The 16549-nt window shown below is 70.1% G+C and carries 14 protein-coding genes; 11 read left to right on the top strand and 3 right to left on the bottom strand.

Translation table 11 applies throughout. The features are described from left to right. The 4 genes from ACS5PV_RS18360 (at position 1) to ACS5PV_RS18375 (ending at position 3080) form a co-directional block, all read left to right on the top strand. Complete coding sequence (locus ACS5PV_RS18360; RefSeq protein ID WP_455396782.1) at positions 1-339, top strand: nucleotidyltransferase domain-containing protein; 339 nt, start codon at positions 1-3, stop codon at positions 337-339. A gap of 144 nt (positions 340-483) precedes the next feature. Next, positions 484-1662 carry an FAD-binding protein gene (locus ACS5PV_RS18365; RefSeq protein ID WP_455396783.1) on the top strand — a complete coding sequence of 393 codons (1179 nt, stop codon included), beginning with the start codon at positions 484-486 and terminating at the stop codon, positions 1660-1662. Positions 1663-1688: 26 nt separating this feature from the next. Next, positions 1689-2096 carry a VOC family protein gene (locus ACS5PV_RS18370; protein WP_455396784.1) on the top strand — a complete coding sequence of 136 codons (408 nt, stop codon included), beginning with the start codon at positions 1689-1691 and terminating at the stop codon, positions 2094-2096. Positions 2097-2180: 84 nt separating this feature from the next. Then, the gene (locus ACS5PV_RS18375) at positions 2181-3080 is read left to right on the top strand and encodes a metallophosphoesterase family protein (RefSeq protein ID WP_455396921.1); all 900 of its coding nucleotides are present in this window, start codon (positions 2181-2183) and stop codon (positions 3078-3080) included. Between the two features lie 159 nt (positions 3081-3239). Here ACS5PV_RS18375 and ACS5PV_RS18380 read toward each other — a convergent pair whose 3' ends face one another. After that, on the bottom strand, positions 3240-4991 hold the full coding sequence (locus ACS5PV_RS18380) for a flagellin N-terminal helical domain-containing protein (RefSeq protein WP_455396785.1): 1752 nt from the start codon (positions 4989-4991) through the stop codon (positions 3240-3242). A gap of 552 nt (positions 4992-5543) precedes the next feature. On the opposite strand from ACS5PV_RS18380, the gene ACS5PV_RS18385 reads away from it, so the two are divergent. The 3 genes from ACS5PV_RS18385 to ACS5PV_RS18395 all read left to right on the top strand — a co-directional run bounded on the left by ACS5PV_RS18385 (position 5544) and on the right by ACS5PV_RS18395 (position 8981). After that, positions 5544-7820: a CDC48 family AAA ATPase gene (locus tag ACS5PV_RS18385; protein WP_455396786.1), complete on the top strand. Its 2277-nt coding sequence runs from the start codon at positions 5544-5546 to the stop codon at positions 7818-7820. A gap of 144 nt (positions 7821-7964) precedes the next feature. Then, positions 7965-8549, top strand: coding sequence for a L,D-transpeptidase (locus tag ACS5PV_RS18390; protein ID WP_455396787.1), 585 nt, complete (start codon positions 7965-7967; stop codon positions 8547-8549). Between the two features lie 138 nt (positions 8550-8687). Continuing rightward, positions 8688-8981 carry a GIY-YIG nuclease family protein gene (locus tag ACS5PV_RS18395; protein WP_455396922.1) on the top strand — a complete coding sequence of 98 codons (294 nt, stop codon included), beginning with the start codon at positions 8688-8690 and terminating at the stop codon, positions 8979-8981. Between the two features lie 166 nt (positions 8982-9147). On the opposite strand, the gene ACS5PV_RS18400 is transcribed toward ACS5PV_RS18395, so the two are convergent. Then, positions 9148-10566, bottom strand: coding sequence for an FAD-binding oxidoreductase (locus ACS5PV_RS18400; RefSeq protein ID WP_455396788.1), 1419 nt, complete (start codon positions 10564-10566; stop codon positions 9148-9150). 230 nt (positions 10567-10796) lie between these two features. Here ACS5PV_RS18400 and ACS5PV_RS18405 point away from each other — a divergent pair, with 230 nt between their 5' ends. Next, positions 10797-11360, top strand: coding sequence for a thioesterase family protein (locus tag ACS5PV_RS18405; protein ID WP_455396789.1), 564 nt, complete (start codon positions 10797-10799; stop codon positions 11358-11360). Positions 11361-11363: 3 nt separating this feature from the next. On the opposite strand, the gene ACS5PV_RS18410 is transcribed toward ACS5PV_RS18405, so the two are convergent. After that, the gene (locus ACS5PV_RS18410; RefSeq protein ID WP_455396790.1) at positions 11364-11612 is read right to left on the bottom strand and encodes a hypothetical protein; all 249 of its coding nucleotides are present in this window, start codon (positions 11610-11612) and stop codon (positions 11364-11366) included. Between the two features lie 134 nt (positions 11613-11746). Here ACS5PV_RS18410 and ACS5PV_RS18415 point away from each other — a divergent pair, with 134 nt between their 5' ends. The 3 genes from ACS5PV_RS18415 (at position 11747) to ACS5PV_RS18425 (ending at position 16543) form a co-directional block, all read left to right on the top strand. After that, positions 11747-14089, top strand: coding sequence for an ATP-dependent helicase (locus tag ACS5PV_RS18415; protein ID WP_455396791.1), 2343 nt, complete (start codon positions 11747-11749; stop codon positions 14087-14089). A 398-nt stretch (positions 14090-14487) separates the two neighbouring features. Next, positions 14488-15204 carry a PhoH family protein gene (locus tag ACS5PV_RS18420; protein ID WP_455396792.1) on the top strand — a complete coding sequence of 239 codons (717 nt, stop codon included), beginning with the start codon at positions 14488-14490 and terminating at the stop codon, positions 15202-15204. A gap of 688 nt (positions 15205-15892) precedes the next feature. After that, positions 15893-16543 carry an NAD(P)-dependent oxidoreductase gene (locus ACS5PV_RS18425; RefSeq protein WP_455396793.1) on the top strand — a complete coding sequence of 217 codons (651 nt, stop codon included), beginning with the start codon at positions 15893-15895 and terminating at the stop codon, positions 16541-16543. Positions 16544-16549 lie beyond the last annotated feature (6 nt).

Genomic DNA, 16549 nt, shown 5'->3' on the forward strand with positions numbered 1-16549 from the left:
ATGACCGACACTGCCCGCAGCGCCGATGTCCCGGAGCCCCTGAAGCCGCTCGTCTCCCGCATCGTCCGCGATGCGGCGCCGCTCGACATCTGGCTGTTCGGCAGCCGCACCCGGGGCGAGGCGCGGGTCGACAGCGACTGGGACCTGCTCGTCGTGCTCCCCGACGATGCCGACGATGCCCTGCTCGATCCGGTCTTCGGCTGGCGCCTCCAGCGCGACAGCGGGGTGCGGGCGGACGTGCTGACGGCGACGCGGGGCGATCTCGACGCGGTCTGGGATGTGCCAAACACGATCGGATACGTGCTCGCGCGAGAGGGCATTCGGTTGGAGCCCGCTTGAGGATGCGGCCACAGCCTCGTCGGCGCGATCCCGCCCCGACCTGGCGCCACCACGCCCGCTTGCAACCCGCCCCGGTTGCCCGCAATGATCCGCGCCCCGATCCCCGCGCAACCCGGCGCGGTCCTTTGCCCGAGCGAGCCCGCGATGAGCATCTACCAGCCCAAGAGCGAGGCGGAGGCCGCCGCCGTGATCGGCGAGGCGGCGGCGCGGCGCGAGCGGCTGCGGCTCGTCGGCGGCGGTACAAGGGCGGGGATCGGCCGGCCGGCGCAGGACGAGGCCACGCTCTCGGCGGCGGGCCTCACCGGCATCACCCTCCACGAGCCGGCCGAGCTCGTCATCGCGGCCTGGGCCGGCACGCCGCTCGCCGAGGTCGAGGCGCGGCTCGCCGAGGGCGGCCAGATGCTGCCCTTCGAGCCGATGGACCACCGCGCGCTCCTCGGCACCTCCGGCGAGCCGACGATCGGCGCGGTCGCCGCCGGCAACATCTCGGGGCCGCGGCGCATCGCCGGGGGGGCGGCCCGCGACAGCCTGATCGGCGTGCGCTTCGTCAACGGCCGCGGCGAGGCGGTGAAGTCCGGCGGGCGGGTGATGAAGAACGTCACCGGGCTCGACCTCGTGAAGCTGATGGCCGGGTCCTGGGGGACTCTCGGCTTCCTCACCGAGGTCACCTTCAAGGTGCTGCCCGTGCCCGAGCGCACCGCCACCCTGGTGCTCGCCGGCCTCGACGACGCCCGCGCCGTCGAGGCGATGAGCCTCGCCCTCGGCTCGCCGTTCGAGATCACGGGCGCGGCCCACCTGCCGGAGGGCATCGACGGGCCGGCCCGCACGCTCCTGCGCATCGAGGGCTTCTCCGCCTCGATCGACTACCGCCTCGGCGAGCTGACGCGCCTGCTGCGTCGCGTCGGCAAGCCGGATACGCTGGAGGGCGAGCCCGCCTCCGCCCTGTGGCGCGCCGTGCGCGACGTCCTGCCGTTCGCCGGCGGCGACGAGGCGGTGTGGCGCCTCTCGACTGCGCCGAACCGCGGTCCTGCGGTCGCGGCCGCCGTCGCGGCGGCCAGGCCGGCGCGCTGGTTCTACGACTGGGGCGGCGGGCTGATCTGGCTCGCGACGCCGGCGACCGGCGACGCGGGCGCGAGCGAGGTGCGCGCCGCGCTCGGCGGCGCCGGCCACGCGACGCTGGTGCGGGCGCCCGATGCCGTGCGGGCGACGGTGCCGGTCTTCGAGCCGCTGTCCGAGCCCCTGATGCGGATCACCGCCGGCCTCAAGGCCGCGCACGACCCCGCCGGGCTGTTCAACCCGGGGCGGATGTACGCCGCCATCTGAGAGTGCGAGGGAGCGACCCGACGGTCATGAGCGTCATCTCGCATGTCTGCCTCGGCACCGCCGACCTCGCCCGCGCCTTCGCCTTCTACGCCCCGATCTTCGAGGAGCTGGGCCTGAAGCTCCGCTTCCACGAGCCGGAGAACGGCTGGGCCGGCTGGATGCCGCGGGACGCTGACCGGCCGCTGCTGATCGTCAGCCGGCCGTGGAACGGCGAGGCGCCGAACCCGGGCAACGGGCCGATGACGGCGCTGACCGCCCGCTCGCGGGCGAGCGTCGCGCGCTGCCACGCCCTGGCGCTGGCGGCGGGCGGCACCTGCGAGGGAGCGCCGGGCCTGCGGCCGCATTATCACCCGGCCTATTACGGCGCGTACTTCCGCGATCCCGACGGCAACAAGCTCTGCGTGGTCTGTCACGAGCCGGAAGGGGATGCGTGAGGGCCCGGTCCGCTGCTAGGGGAAGCCCTGCATCATGACCCCGGCGCAACGGACCCGATCCCCTCTCATGTGTTCCTGCCCTCGATGACGTTCCGCCTCGCCCACCTCACCGATCCGCATGTCGGCCCGCTCTCCCGCCCGCGCCTGCGCCAGCTGATGAGCAAGCGCGCCACCGGATGGGTCAACTGGAGCCGCGGCCGCAAGCTCACCCACGACATGGAGATCCTGGCCGCCCTGGTGGCCGACCTGCGCGCAGCCGCGCCCGATCACGTCGCCTGCACCGGCGACCTGTGCAACATCGGCCTGCCGAGCGAGTGGGAGACCGCCCGCGTCTTCATGGAGGGCCTGGGCGAGCCGGGCTTCGTCAGCTTCGTGCCCGGCAACCACGACGCCTACGTGCGCGGCTCGCTCAAAGGGCTCCTCGATGCGGTGGGGCCCTGGACCCGGGACGATGCCGGCCGCGACAAGGTGTTTCCCTACCTGCGCCGGCGCGGGCCGCTGGCGCTGGTCGGTCTGTCCTCGGCGATTCCGACCGCGCCCTTCGTGGCGAGCGGGCGCCTCGGCACCGACCAGATCCGGGCCGCCGAGCGGATGCTGTCGGCGCTCGCCGCCGAGCCCGAGCGGCCGTGCCGGGTGGTGATGATCCACCATCCGCCCCATGTCGGCGGCGCCAAGGCGGGGCGCAACCTCACCGACGCCCACGCCTTCGAGGCGATGATCGGCCGCGTCGGCGCCGACCTCGTGCTGCACGGCCACAACCACGTCGGCTCGGTCGCCTTCCTGATGGCACCGGACGGGCGACGGGTGCCGGTGATCGGCGCCCCTTCGGCCTCCGCCCGCGGCGGCGCGCTCAAGCACTGCGCCGGCTACCACCTCTACGAGATCGAGCGCACGGCCACCGGCTTCGCCCTCACCGCCACCCTGCGCGGCCTTTTGCCCGAAGGGGGGATGGGGGATCTCGGCACCCTGACGTTGCGCGGCTGATACGATTTCCGGAAGATTCCTTCCGGAAATCGTATCACCAGCCCGCGCAGCGCCTGAGCGAAGCCGATTTCCGCATTGCGAAGCAATCGATCGGAAATCGTATGAGAGCCTGCGCCGCGGCTGGCGGGCGCGACGAGGCGCCCGCCGCCGTCCTCCGGCTCAGCGGAAGAGCGAGAGGATGTTCTGGCTCGACGAGTTGGCGATCGACAGCGCCTGCACCGCCAGCTGCTGCTGCGTCTGCAACGCCTTCAGCTTCGTCGATTCCTCCTCCACGTCCGCGTCCACCAGGATGCCGATCGTGCGGTCGTTCGCCTTCATCAGCGTGTCGACGAAGGTCGACTGGCCGTCGATCTGCGTCTTGTTGGCGCCGAGCTTCGTGCCGGCATCCGTCACCTTGCCGATCGCCTTGTCGACCGCAGTGATGATGCTCTGCAGATCCTGGTCGCCGCTCGTGCCCGTCAGCTGCGAGATGTCGAGGTTGGCAACCGAGTACGAGCCGCCGCTGGAATAGGTGCCGACCGAGGTGTCGAGGATGCCCTGCGCCTGGGTGGTGCCGGCATCGGTGCCCGCGGCGTTGCGGGCGACCACGGTGCCGCCGGCGACTGCGTTGGTGGTCGCGTTCGCCAGGCCGAACGAGGCGTCCGCGGCGCTCACGATGATCGAGGCGGTCGAGGACGAGTTGGTCAGCGTCAGCTTGCCGCCGGCGAACGAGGCCGAGACCGTGCTGGCGGTCGCCGCACTCAGGGTCGCGTTGAGCATCGCCGCCACGTCGGCGCCGTTCACCGACGTGTTGCTCGACGAGGTCGCCGCGCCGCCGAGCGCCGTGAAGCTCGCCGCGTTGAGGGTGATCGTCTTCGACGTCGTGCCGTCGCTGATCGTGATCGCCTTCGAGCCCGACGACAGGTCGATGTTGCTGAACGCCGTGCCGGTCACGATCGCCTGCTGGGCGCCCGCCGTCACCGTGCCGAAGCCGATGTCGATCACCTTCTTTCCCGCCGACGGGTTGGCGAGCTGCACGTTGAGCGTCGTGGCCGCGCCGGTGCCGGTGGTGGTGAAGTTGAGCCGGCCGGCCGAGTCGAGGCCCGCCGTGACCTTGCCGGCAAGGTTGCCGTTGGCGGCGATCTGATTGTTGAGGGCGGCGATGAACTCGTCGGTGGTGACGTTGGTCAGGTCCTTGGCGGCCGATTTCAGGGAGGCGGCGTTGAGCGTCAGCGTGCCGGACTGCCCCCCCACCGAGACGGAGAGCGAGACCTCGTTGGGCCCCGAGAAATCCGCCGTGCCGGAGCCCGAGCCGAACCCGGCCGTGCCGGTGAGCGAGGTCGAGGCGAGCACCTGGGCGTTGGTGGCGGCGGTGGTGACGCTGGTCGAGTTGGCGTCGTAGAGCTTGATGCTCTGCACGTTCACGGCGATCTCCGAGAAGGTGATCGTGCCGTTCGACGAGCGGGCAAAGCCCCCGACCACGTTCTGGGTCGCCTGGTAGGCGCTGTTGCTGGCCGAGGAGTTGACCGAGAGCCAGTTCTGGCCGCTCGAGTTCGAGGAATCGGCCGTCGCCTTCATCTTCGACTGGATCGCGGCGATCTCGACCTGGACCTTCGAGCGGTCGACGCCCGGGGTCATCGCCGTCTGCAGCTTGGCGCGCATGTTCTGCAGGTCGTCGAGGATGCTGTTGAGGCCGTTATAGGCTGTGTCGACCGACGAGGAGCCGAGGCCGAGGGAGTCCTTGACGGCGCCGAGGGAGGCGTTGTCGGTGCGGACCGTGGTGGCGATCGACCAGTAGGCGGCGTTGTCGGAGGCGGACGAGACGCGCTGGCCGGTCGAGACGCGGTTGCTGGTCGTGTCGAGCTGGTCGTTGATGCTCTTGAGGGTGGTCAGCGCCGTCAGCGCGGCGGTGTTGGTCAGGAGGCTTGTCACGGCTGGGGCTTCCAGTGCTTCACGTGGGCAGGAATGTGCGGGTCACATCCGTGGGTCAGGCATCCGGGCTTTGACCGGCAGGGCGGGCCGACATCATGTCTTGGATCGAACGATCCATCCGCCAGGCTTGCATTCGTTCGGAAAGTTGCCGGAGTTTGTCTCCGGACACATCGATATATTAGTCAAAAAAGATTTTTATCGCGTTAAAGTCGCGAGAAACGAACGTGAAATCCTCTGAATTACTACGTCATTTCCAGGACACGTGACGCAGAAATACGACCGGGGCATCGTCCCTCCGGCACGCAGGCCGCGCGGAGGGAGCGGGCTCAATATCGGGACCGGCGACGGGGGGCTCCGCCTTGGGGCGCCCCGCGCCCCGGGTCGTTCGCGCCCGACGCAACCGCAACATTTCGACAGGGCCGGCGTTGCCCCGCCGACGGCGCCGTGGCGGCGCCGGATCGTGTTGGGGCCGGGCCGTTGCCCGTTCGCGCTCCGCCGGTGGCCAAAAACCTCCGGCGGGTCCGGTTCCGCTCCCGCATGGAGGGAACGTCGATGGCGGACGAAGCAGGCGGCGCGAAGGCGCAGGTCGCGAATGCGCGGGCGGAGGATGTGGGCCGGGGCGTCGCCCGGGTCAGCGCGGCGGTCTTGCAGACCCTCGGCCTCCAGGAGGGCCAGCCGATCGAGATCATCGGCAAGCGCCACACCACCGCGCTCGCCATCGCGCTCGGCCAGGAGGACGAGGGCCTGAGCATCATCCGGCTCGACGGCCTCCAGCGGGTCAATGCCGGGGTCGGCTCCGGCGACCACGTCGAGCTCCGCAAGGCCGAGGTGCGCCCGGCGACCCGGGTGGTGCTGGCCCCGGCCCAGAAGAACCTGCGCCTGCAAGGCTCGGGCGAGGCCCTGCGCCGTACCTTCTACCGCCGGCCGCTGGTCGCCGGCGACGTGATCTCGACCTCGGTGCCCTCGCGCTTCAAGCGCGAGGAGGTGCCCGAGGAGCTGCGCCAGATGCTCAGCCTGCCGGCCTACGGCCTCCAGGAGATCCGCCTCGTCGTGGTCTCGACCCAGCCGGCCCGCGGCATCGTCCAGGTCACCGCCGAGACCGAGGTCGAGCTGCGCCCGCTCTACGAGGAGCCGAAGGAGGTGCGGCGGGCCGACGTCACCTACGACGACATCGGAGGCTTGGGGAACACCGTCGACCAGGTGCGGGAGATGGTGGAGCTGCCGTTGCGCCACCCCGAGCTGTTCCAGCGCCTCGGCATCGACCCGCCGAAGGGCGTGCTGCTCTACGGGCCTCCCGGCACCGGCAAGACGCTGCTGGCGCGCGCCGTCGCCAACGAGACCGAGGCGCAGTTCTTCCACATCGCCGGCCCGGAGATCATGGGTAGCCAGTACGGCGAATCCGAGCAGCGCCTGCGCCAGATTTTTTCCGAGGCCCAGCGCAACGCGCCCGCCATCATCTTCATCGACGAGATCGACTCGATCGCGCCCAAGCGCGAGGAGGTGCGCGGCGAGGTCGAGCGGCGCATCGTGGCGCAGCTGCTGACGCTGATGGACGGCCTCGAACCGCGCCAGAACATCGTGGTGATCGGCGCCACCAACCGGCGCGACGCCATCGACGAGGCCCTGCGCCGCCCCGGCCGCTTCGACCGCGAGATCATCATCGGCGTGCCCGACGAGCCGGGCCGGCGCGAGGTCCTGACCATCCACACCCGCGGCATGCCCCTCGGCGACAACGTCGATCTCGACGAGATCGCCCGCACCACCTACGGCTTCGTCGGCGCCGACCTCTCGGCGCTCGCCCGCGAGGCGGCGATGGACGCGCTGCGCCGCGTGCTGCCGCAGATCAACCTCAAGGAGGGGATCCCGCACGAGATCCTGGAGCAGCTCCAGGTCTGCCGCGACGACTTCCTGAACGCCCTGAAGCGCGTGCAGCCCTCGGCGCTGCGCGAGATCATGATCCAGGTCCCGAACGTCACCTGGGACGATGTCGGGGGCCTCGGCGAGGTGCAGACCAAGCTGCGCGAGGGCGTCGAGCTGCCGTTGCGCAACCCGGAGGCGTTCCGCCGCATCGGCATCCGCCCGGCCAAGGGTTTCCTGCTGTTCGGGCCCCCCGGTACCGGCAAGACCCTGCTCGCCAAGGCGGTGGCCCGGGAGGCGCAGGCGAACTTCGTCGCCACCAAGTCCTCCGACCTGCTCTCGAAGTGGTACGGTGAATCCGAGCAGCAGGTCTCGCGCCTGTTCGCCCGCGCCCGCCAGGTTGCCCCGACCGTCATCTTCATCGACGAGATCGATTCGCTCGCCCCGGTGCGCGGCGGCGGCCTCGGCGAGCCGGCCGTGACCGAGCGGGTGGTCAACACCATCCTCGCCGAGATGGACGGCCTGGAGGAGTTGCAGGGCGTGGTGGTGATGGCCGCGACCAACCGGCCGAACCTCGTCGACCCGGCTTTGCTGCGCCCCGGCCGCTTCGACGAACTGGTCTACGTGCCGGTGCCGAGCATCGCCGGGCGGCGCCATATCCTCGGCATCCACACCCGTGCGATGCCGCTTGCCGACGACGTCGACCTCGACGGGCTCGCCGAGCGCACCACCCGCTTCACCGGCGCCGACCTCGAGGACCTGACCCGCCGGGCCGGCCTGATGGCGCTCCGCGAGAACCTGGCGAGCGAGCGGGTGACACAAGGCCACTTCGACGCGGCGTTGCGCGAGACTCGCGCCTCGGTGACGCCCGAGATGGAGCAGGATTACGAGACGATGCTGCGCACCCTCAAGCAGGAGGGCCCGCAGCGCCAGCCGATCGGCTTCGTGCCCCTGCGCCAGGCGGCGGAGTAGCCCTGCACCCCCGCATCCCCGGGTGCGGGACGCGACGGCCTGTGGCGCGCATGCACCACGGGCCGCCCCGCGTTTGTTTCCGCCATGTTATGGCCACAGCCCGACGGCCAACCCGTTCGACGATCATTCGAACGGGAGGGGACGATGACCCGTCTGACCGCGCCGCGGCGCCTCGTGAAGCCGATCCTGGCGATGACCGCCCTGCTGGCCCTGGCCGCGCCGGCCCAGGCCATCGGCCTGCTCGAGCGTGGGCCGATCGCCGACTTCCTGACGGTGTTCCGCCAGCAGGGCGTGCCGCGCCAGACCATCGGCTGGAACAGCCCCTACAAGCCCGGCACGGTGGTGATCTCCACCAGCCAGCGCCGGCTCTACTACATCCTGCCGAACCAGGAGGCCGTGCAGTACGGCGTCGGCGTCGGCCGCGAGGGCTTCTCCTGGGCCGGCACCAAGACGGTGACGATGAAGAAGGAGTGGCCGTCCTGGCGCCCGCCCGAGCAGATGATCAAGCGCCGCCCCGACCTGCCGCGCTACATGGCCGGCGGCAACGACAACCCGCTGGGCGCGCGCGCGCTCTACCTCGGCTCGTCGCTCTACCGCATCCACGGCTCGAACGAGCCGGAGACGATCGGGGCTGCGGTGTCCTCGGGCTGCATTCGCATGACCAACCGGGACGTGATCGACCTGTATGATCGCGTGAAGGTGGGGACGAAGGTGGTGGTGTTGCCGTAGGATTTGTTCATTTCGGGTGCGAGGCGGCGGTGTCAGCGTTTATGCTGGCATGTTGAGCCGCTTCGCGGCACTTCTTGTGCTGGATCGCGGATCTCCTTCCGCTTACGCTGCAGTCGTCCGGGAAAGGGCGGTGTGCGCATGGCGAAGGGCGGCTTCGTCTACATGCTGGCGAGCGGGCGCAACGGTACGCTCTATCTCGGATCGACGGTCGATCTGTGCCGGCGCATCTATGAGCATCAGCAGGCCTACACGCCCGGATTCACGACTCGATACGGTATATTGGACTTGGTCTGGTACGAGCGGTACGAACTCATCACCGACGCCCGCCACCGCGAATATGCGCTCAAGAAATGGCGCCGCGCCTGGAAGATCGGGCTGATCGAAGCCATGAATCCCGACTGGCGCGACCTCTCGGTCGATCTCAACAGCTGAGCAAACCAACTGAATCACACCCGCCCTTTTCCCGGACGACTGTAGCGAAGACGACTGTAGCGAAGCGGAAGGAGATCCGGGATCCAGCACAAGAAGCGCCGCGAAGCGGCTCAATAGCCGGCGCAAACGCCGACGAAGCCGCTTCGCTCCAGGAAGGACGCGTGACCTAAACCACCACGACCTTCCCCGGGTTCATGATGTTGTCCGGATCGATCGCCCGCTTGAGCGTCCGCATCAGATTCAGCGCCTCCGGCCCGTGCTCCAGCTCCATGAAGCGCATCTTCTTCTGGCCGATGCCGTGCTCGCCGGTGCAGGTGCCCTCCATGGCGATGGCCCGGGCGACCAGGCGCTCGATGAAGCCGGTGACCCGGGCGATCTCGTCGGGATCGTCCATCATCACGAGCGGCGAGGTGTGGAAGTTGCCGTCGCCGACATGCCCGGCGATCGGCGCGGTGATGCCGCTCTCGACGATGTCGCGCTTGGTCTCGTCGACGCATTCGGCGAGCCGCGAGATCGGCACGCAGACGTCGGTGGCGATGACCCGCGCGCCCGGCCGCATGCCGACCGCGGCCCAGTACACGTCGTGGCGGGCCTGCCACAGGCGCGTGCGGTCCTCCGCCTTGGTCGCCCACTCGTAGGGACCGCCCTCGAATTCGGCGGCGATCTCGCCGAAGCGCTCGGCCTGCTCGCGCACGCTGGCGTCGGAACCGTGGAACTCGACCAGCAGCAGCGGGGTCTCGGGCAGCGTCAGCTTCGAGTAGGCGTTGCAGGCCGCAACCTGGACCTCGTCGAGGAGTTCGATCCGCGCCACCGGCAGGCCGGACTGGATCGTCACGATGACCGCGTCGCAGGCCGCCTTGATGCTCGGGAACGGGCAGACGCCGGCCGAGATCGCCTCCGGGATGCCGGCGAGCTTGAGGGTCAGTTCGGTAATGATGCCGAAGGTGCCCTCCGAGCCCACCATCAGCCGGGTCAGGTCGTAGCCGGCCGAGGTCTTGCGGGCGCGCGGGCTGGTGCGGACGACGTCGCCGTTCGGCATCACGGCGGTGAGCGACAGGACGTTGTCCTTCATCGTGCCGTAGCGCACCGCGTTGGTGCCCGACGCCCGCGTCGCCGCCATGCCGCCGAGGGACGCGTCGGCGCCCGGATCGATCGGGAAGAACAGGCCCTGGTCGCGCAGGTGCTCGTTCACCGCCTTGCGGGTCACGCCGGGCTGGACCACGCAGTCGAGGTCCTCGGCATGGACCGCCAGCACCTTGTTCATGCTGGTCATGTCGATCGAGATGCCGCCGAACGGCGCGTTGACGTGGCCCTCGAGCGAGGTGCCGGTGCCGAAGGCGATGACCGGCATCTTGTGGGCGGCGCAGACGCGCACGATCGCCTGCACGTCCTCGGTGCTCTCGGCATAGACCACCGCGTCCGGCGGCTGGTTGGCGACCCAGGTCAGGGTGCTGCCATGCTGCTCGCGCACCGCCTGCGAGGTGACGACGCGGTTGCCGAACTGCGCCATCAGCTCGCGGATCACGGCGTCCACCGTCTCCGGGCTCGGGCGCTGGCGCGACGGGGTGGGGCTCTGGGCGTTCATGGCGGATCTCCCGGGCGGGGTTCTGGCGGCCGGGCGGCCCGGCCTTTTGCCGGTCACTCTAGCAGCCGTGTCCCGGCCGGCATATCCGGGCGCCCGGTCACGGAGAAGTGCGCTGGACGGCCGCCACCTTGCCCCAATGTGCAACACATCCGGGGATGCATCCCTCCTCCCGACGTGGTACGTGCCAGGGCGCCCTTGTCATCCCGCCCGCGCTCACCGGGAGCCCCACAATGGCTGACGACCGTCCCGCCTCGGTCTTCTTCTTCGCGCCGTTCGTGTCGTCCACGATGGCGATCGAGCCGGGCTGGATCGACTACAACGGCCACCTCAACATGGCCTACTACCACGTCCTGTTCGACCGGGCGGTGGACGAGGCGTTCGGCGTCGTCGGCCTCGGGCCCGACTACATGGAGACCGGGCGCGGCACGACCTTCGCGGCCGAGGTCCACGTGCGCTACCGCCGCGAGCTGATGCTCGACGATCCCGTGCGGGTGACGCTGCAACTCATCGCCTTCGACGAGAAGCGGATCCACTTCTACTCCGAGATCCGCCACGCCACCGAGGGCTGGGTCGCCGCCACCTCCGAGAACCTCGCCCTCCACGTCGATCCGATGACGCGGCGCGTGGCACCGTTCCCGGAGGACATCCAGGCCAACCTCTCGGTCATGCTCGGCTCGCATGCCCGGCTGCCGCGGCCCGACGACCTCGGCCGGGTGATCGGCATCCCGGCCCGCGGCCACCCGCGCCCGGAGGCGATCGCCTTCGCGGCCGCCGGCGCCCGCGTCCGGCACTGAGGTTCAGCGCCGCGGGACGATCGGTACCGGCGCCGGCGGCGGCGTGACCTGCTGGCTGCGGATCTGGCCCTGGAGCTGGTTGGTCTCGAACCGGTTCTGCTGCTGGATACCCCGCGTCTCGGCGCCGGACGAGATCGAGCGGTTGATGCCCTCGACGGCCTGCTGCGAGCGGTTGGCGGGTACCTGGTTCTGCGCCAGCGCCGGCAGCGGCGCCGCGGCGAGCGCGAGGATGAGGAGAGCGTGGGCGCGCATCGGGGTCCTTTCCCTGTGGGAGCCGTTGGTCGCGGGGACGACGCCGTGGCTCTCGCAAGGTTCCGGCCCCGTCCCCGAGACGTATGCGCCCGCCGCCCTCGACGCCGTTCGCGTTTTGGTCCAGTGATGCGGGCATGACTCGCGACATCCCGGTCGGGACCGCCCCCACCTCGATCTCCGCCCGCGCCCGCGCCGCCGTGGTGCCCCAGGACGCGTCCTACCTCACGGGGCTCAACCCCGAGCAGCGCCGCGCCGTCGAGGCGACGGACGGGCCGGTGCTGGTGCTCGCCGGTGCCGGCACCGGCAAGACGCGGGTGCTGACCACCCGCATCGCCCACCTGATCGCCACCGGCCGCGCCCGGCCCTTCGACATCCTGTCGGTGACCTTCACCAACAAGGCCGCCCGGGAGATGAAGGAGCGCATCGGCGCGCTGATCGGCCCGGCCGGGGAGGGGATGCCGTGGCTCGGCACCTTCCACGCCATCGGCACCAAGATCCTGCGCCGCCACGCCGAACTGGTGGGCCTGCGCTCCGACTTCACGATCCTCGGCACCGACGACCAGCTGCGGCTCCTGAAGCAGGTGATCGCCGCGGCCGACCTCGACGAGAAGCGCTGGCCCGCCCGCAGCCTCGCCGGCACCATCGACGGCTGGAAGAACCGCGGCCTCTCTCCTGAGCAGGTGCCGGCGGGCGAGGCCTCGGCCTTCGGCTTCGGCAAGGGGGGCGCGCTCTACGCCGCCTACCAGGAGCGGCTGAAATCCCTCAACGCGGTCGATTTCGGCGACCTCTTGCTGCTGTGCCTGAAGCTGTGGCGCGAGAATCCGGACGTGCTGGCGAACTACCAGCAGCGCTTCCGCTACATCCTGGTCGACGAGTACCAGGACACCAACGTTGCCCAGTACCTCTGGCTGCGCCTGCTCGCGCAAGGCCACCGCAACGTCGCCTGCGTCGGCGACGACGACCAGTCGATCTACGGCTGGCGCGGCGCCGAGGTCGACAACATCCTGCGCTTCGAGCACGATTTCCCCGGTGCCCTGGTGGTGCGGCTGGAGAACAACTACCGCTCGACCGGCCACATCCTCGCCGCCGCCTCGGTGCTGATCGCCCACAACGAGGGGCGCCTCGGCAAGACCCTGCGCACCGACAGCCCGGAGGGCGAGAAGGTCACGGTCACCGGCGCCTGGGATTCGGAGGAGGAGGCGCGCCTCGTCTGCGAGGAGATCGAGAGCCTCCAGGCCAAGGGCCACAAGCTCTCCGAGATCGCCGTGCTGGTGCGGATCTCGGCGCAGATGCGCGAGATCGAGGACCGCTTCGTCCAGCTCGGCCTGCCCTACCGGGTGGTGGGCGGTCCGCGCTTCTACGAGCGGGCCGAGATCCGCGACGCGCTGGCGTATCTGCGCATCGTCGCCAACGGCTCCGACGACCTCGCCTTCGAGCGGATCTTCAATACGCCGAAGCGCGGCCTCGGCGACGCGACGCTCCAGGCGCTGCACGGGCTCGCCCGCCGCGCCAAGGTGCCGCTGCTCCAGGCGGCGCGCATGATGAGCGAGACCGAGGAGCTGAAGCCCAAGCCCCGCTCGACCGTCCGCGCCCTGTGCCAGAGCTTTTCCCGCTGGGCCAAGCTCTTGGAGGACCAGCCGCACACCGAGGTGGCGCAGACGATCCTGGAGGAATCCGGCTACACCGAGATGTGGCAGAAGGAGCGCACCGCCGACGCCGCTGGGCGCTTGGAGAACCTGAAGGAGCTGGTGCGCTCGATGGAGGAATTCCCGGACCTCGCCGGCTTCCTCGAGCACGTCTCCCTCGTGATGGACGCCAACGAGGCCGAGGGCGGCGACCGGGTCAGCCTGATGACGCTGCACGCGGCCAAGGGCCTGGAATTCGACACCGTGTTCCTGCCCGGCTGGGAGAACGGCCTGATTCCCAACCAGCGCGCCCTCGACGAGAGCGGGCGGGCGGGCCTGGAGGAGGAGCGGCGGCTGGCCCATGTCGGCCTGACCCGGGCGCGCAAGCGCGCCAAGATCTCGTTCGCGGTCAACCGGCGCATCCACGGCCTGTGGTCCTCGACCGTGCCGAGCCGCTTCATCGACGAATTGCCCGAGGCGAGCGTCCTGGTGCTCGACGCGCCGGCAACCTTCTCCCAGGGCCCCTCGCGCTTCGACCGCCAGGCCCCGGCCTTCGGCTCGTCCTACTCCACCCCCGGCTGGCAGCGGGCGCAGGCCCAGACCGCCAGTCAGGACCGCTTCGGCGGGGGAGGGCGGGGGACGGCACCCGGTCGGCGCGGGCCGCAGCAGATCGAGGGCACGCTGGTGGCGAAATCCACCGGCACGCCCTCGGCCTTCGAGCCGGGCGCGCGCATCTTCCACACCAAATTCGGACCGGGCTCGGTGGCGGCCGTCGACGGCAACAAGCTCACCGTTGACTTCGACAAGGCCGGCCGGAAGATGGTCCTCGACAGCTTCGTCCAGCCGGGCTGAAGCGGTTTTTCGCGGGCCAACCGGGAGCGGCGATCAGGTGGCGACCTCATCCGGCGAGCGGGCCCGCGCGGCCCGCGCCGACGTCCCCCCTCACGATGTCGCCCTCACCCCTTCGGCCGATGGCCCCTCCACCTCTGTGTGGTTTTCATCACAATTCGTCGCGCCTTCCACGTCCCCGCCGGTTTCGCAGGGGCATGGTGCGGCGCGACAATTGCTCGTTCATCATCGTCTGCTTACCTTGTCGGGTGAAACAGGCGGACTTGTCCACCGCCTGCGTCAACCCCGACCGGAACCGTTGCCGCCCGCGAGGCTTTGAGTCGTTACAAGAACATAGGAGTTCAGGGACACGAGAGGGCACACCAATATCGGCACCGCAAGTCCAGTGGGAGTGTTGATCCGTGAAGAGACGACGCGCACGACTTGAACTGGTTGATGACCGCCCGATCCGCGTGCACCGCACCCGGTTCGAGGAAGAGCGTAATCCACCACCGATCCAGCCGATGACGGCCCGACAGGCCGAGTATCTGGAAGCCCTCGGGTCCCACCCGCAAGTCATCGTCCTCGGCCCCGCCGGGACCGGCAAGACCTACATCGCCGGCACCCGCGCCGCCGACCTGCTGCGCCAGCGCCGGGTCGCCAAGGTGGTCATCACCCGGCCGAACGTGCCCTCCGGCCGCTCCCTCGGCTTCTTCCCCGGCACCCTCGAGGACAAGATCGCCCCCTGGGTCGCCCCCCTCACCGAGACCATGAAGGAGCGCATGGGCGAGGGCGCCTTCGAGATCGCCGTCAAGGCCGGCGACATCGAGGTGGTCCCCTTCGAGGTGATGCGCGGCCGCACCTTCAAGAACTGCCTGGTGATCCTCGACGAGGCGCAGAACACCACCCCCGCCGAGATCAAGATGTTCCTGACCCGGATCGGCGACGACACCCAGGTCATCATCAACGGCGACGTGTCCCAGACCGACCTGCGCGAGACCTCGGGCCTGCGCACGGTGATCCACCTGGTCAAGAGCCGGATGATGCCGGTGCCGATCGTCGAGTTCGGCCTCGACGACATCGTGCGCTCGGGGATCTGCGCCGAGTGGGTGCGGGCCTTCGAGGAGGCGCGGGTGTGAGGTTGCGACGCCTGCCCGGCTGACAACGCCGGGCAGGCCTTGCAGGGGAGCGGCACCGAGAGAGCGATGTCGAGTTCCACCTCGATCGTCGCTTGCCTGCACGGCCCGTAGACTTGCATTCAAAGACATCAATTGCCTGACCGCCGGCTCGAACATCTCTCCCATCCTACTCGCGACCTCATCCTGATGTGCGCAGGGCTGTCCGGGAAAAAGAAATGGCGTAGGTTTCCCCCTCCCCCCTCTGCGGGGGAGGGTGGCCCCCGAAAGGGGGTCGGGAGAGGGGACGCCGCCTCCGGAGAGGTCGCGACCTTGATGAAGGGCGCTTTCTGGATCAGCGTCGCGGTGCCCCTCTCCCGGCCTACTCCGTAGGCCACCCTCCCCCGACCCAAGTCGGGCATGCCCGACTTGGGCAAGTGGATGCGGAACTCGGGCATGCCCGAGTTCCGTCGGGGGGGAGGGGGAAACCCGCGTTCTTGCCTTTCCCCGGAGAGCCCTGCGCACCTCCGGACGAGGTCGTGAGCGGGATCACCGGGGCGACGCGGACTGGGCATTCCCCTGCGCCTGATAGCCGGGGCCTATCGCCGCAACGGCTGCGCCCATGGCGGAATCTGCCCCTGCGCCAGCAACCATCGCGCGCCCGAACGCTTCCTAGGGTCGATCGCTCCCCACGCGCACCCAGGACGCATCCATGGCCCATCTCCTCGTCATCGGCGCCAGCCAGGGCATCGGCCTGGAGACGGTGAAGGCGGCGCTCGCCACGGGGCACCGGGTGCGTGCCTTCGCCCGCTCGGCGGGCAAGATCGAACTCTCCGATCCCAATCTCGAACGCTTCCCCGGCGACGCCCTCTCGACGCCCGACATTGCCGGCGCCCTCGACGGGGTCGACGCGGTGGTGCAGGCCCTCGGCGTGCCGTTCCGCGACCTGTTCGGGCCGGTGCGGCTGTTCTCGGACGCCACCAACGTCCTCGTCCCGGCGATGGAGCAGGCGGGCGTGCGCCGGCTGGTGGCGGTCACCGGCTTCGGCACCGGCGACAGCCGCGCGGCGATCGGCCCGCTGCAACGGCTGCCGTTCCGCCTCGTCTTCGGCCGCGCCTACGACGACAAGGACGCGCAGGAGATGCGCATCCGCCGCAGCACCCTCGACTGGACCTTCGTCCGCCCCGGCGTGCTCACCGGCGGGCCCGCGACCGGGCGCTACCAGGTGCTCGACCGGCCGTCCGCGTGGAAGAACGGGCTGATCGCCCGGGCGGACGTGGCGCAGTTCATCACCCGCGAGATCGCGAGCGGCGACCATGTCGGGCGCGCCGTCGTGCTGATCCACCACCCGCTCCCGCTCTGAAGCGCC

It is taken from the genome of Methylobacterium sp. Gmos1 (genome assembly GCF_053764715.1).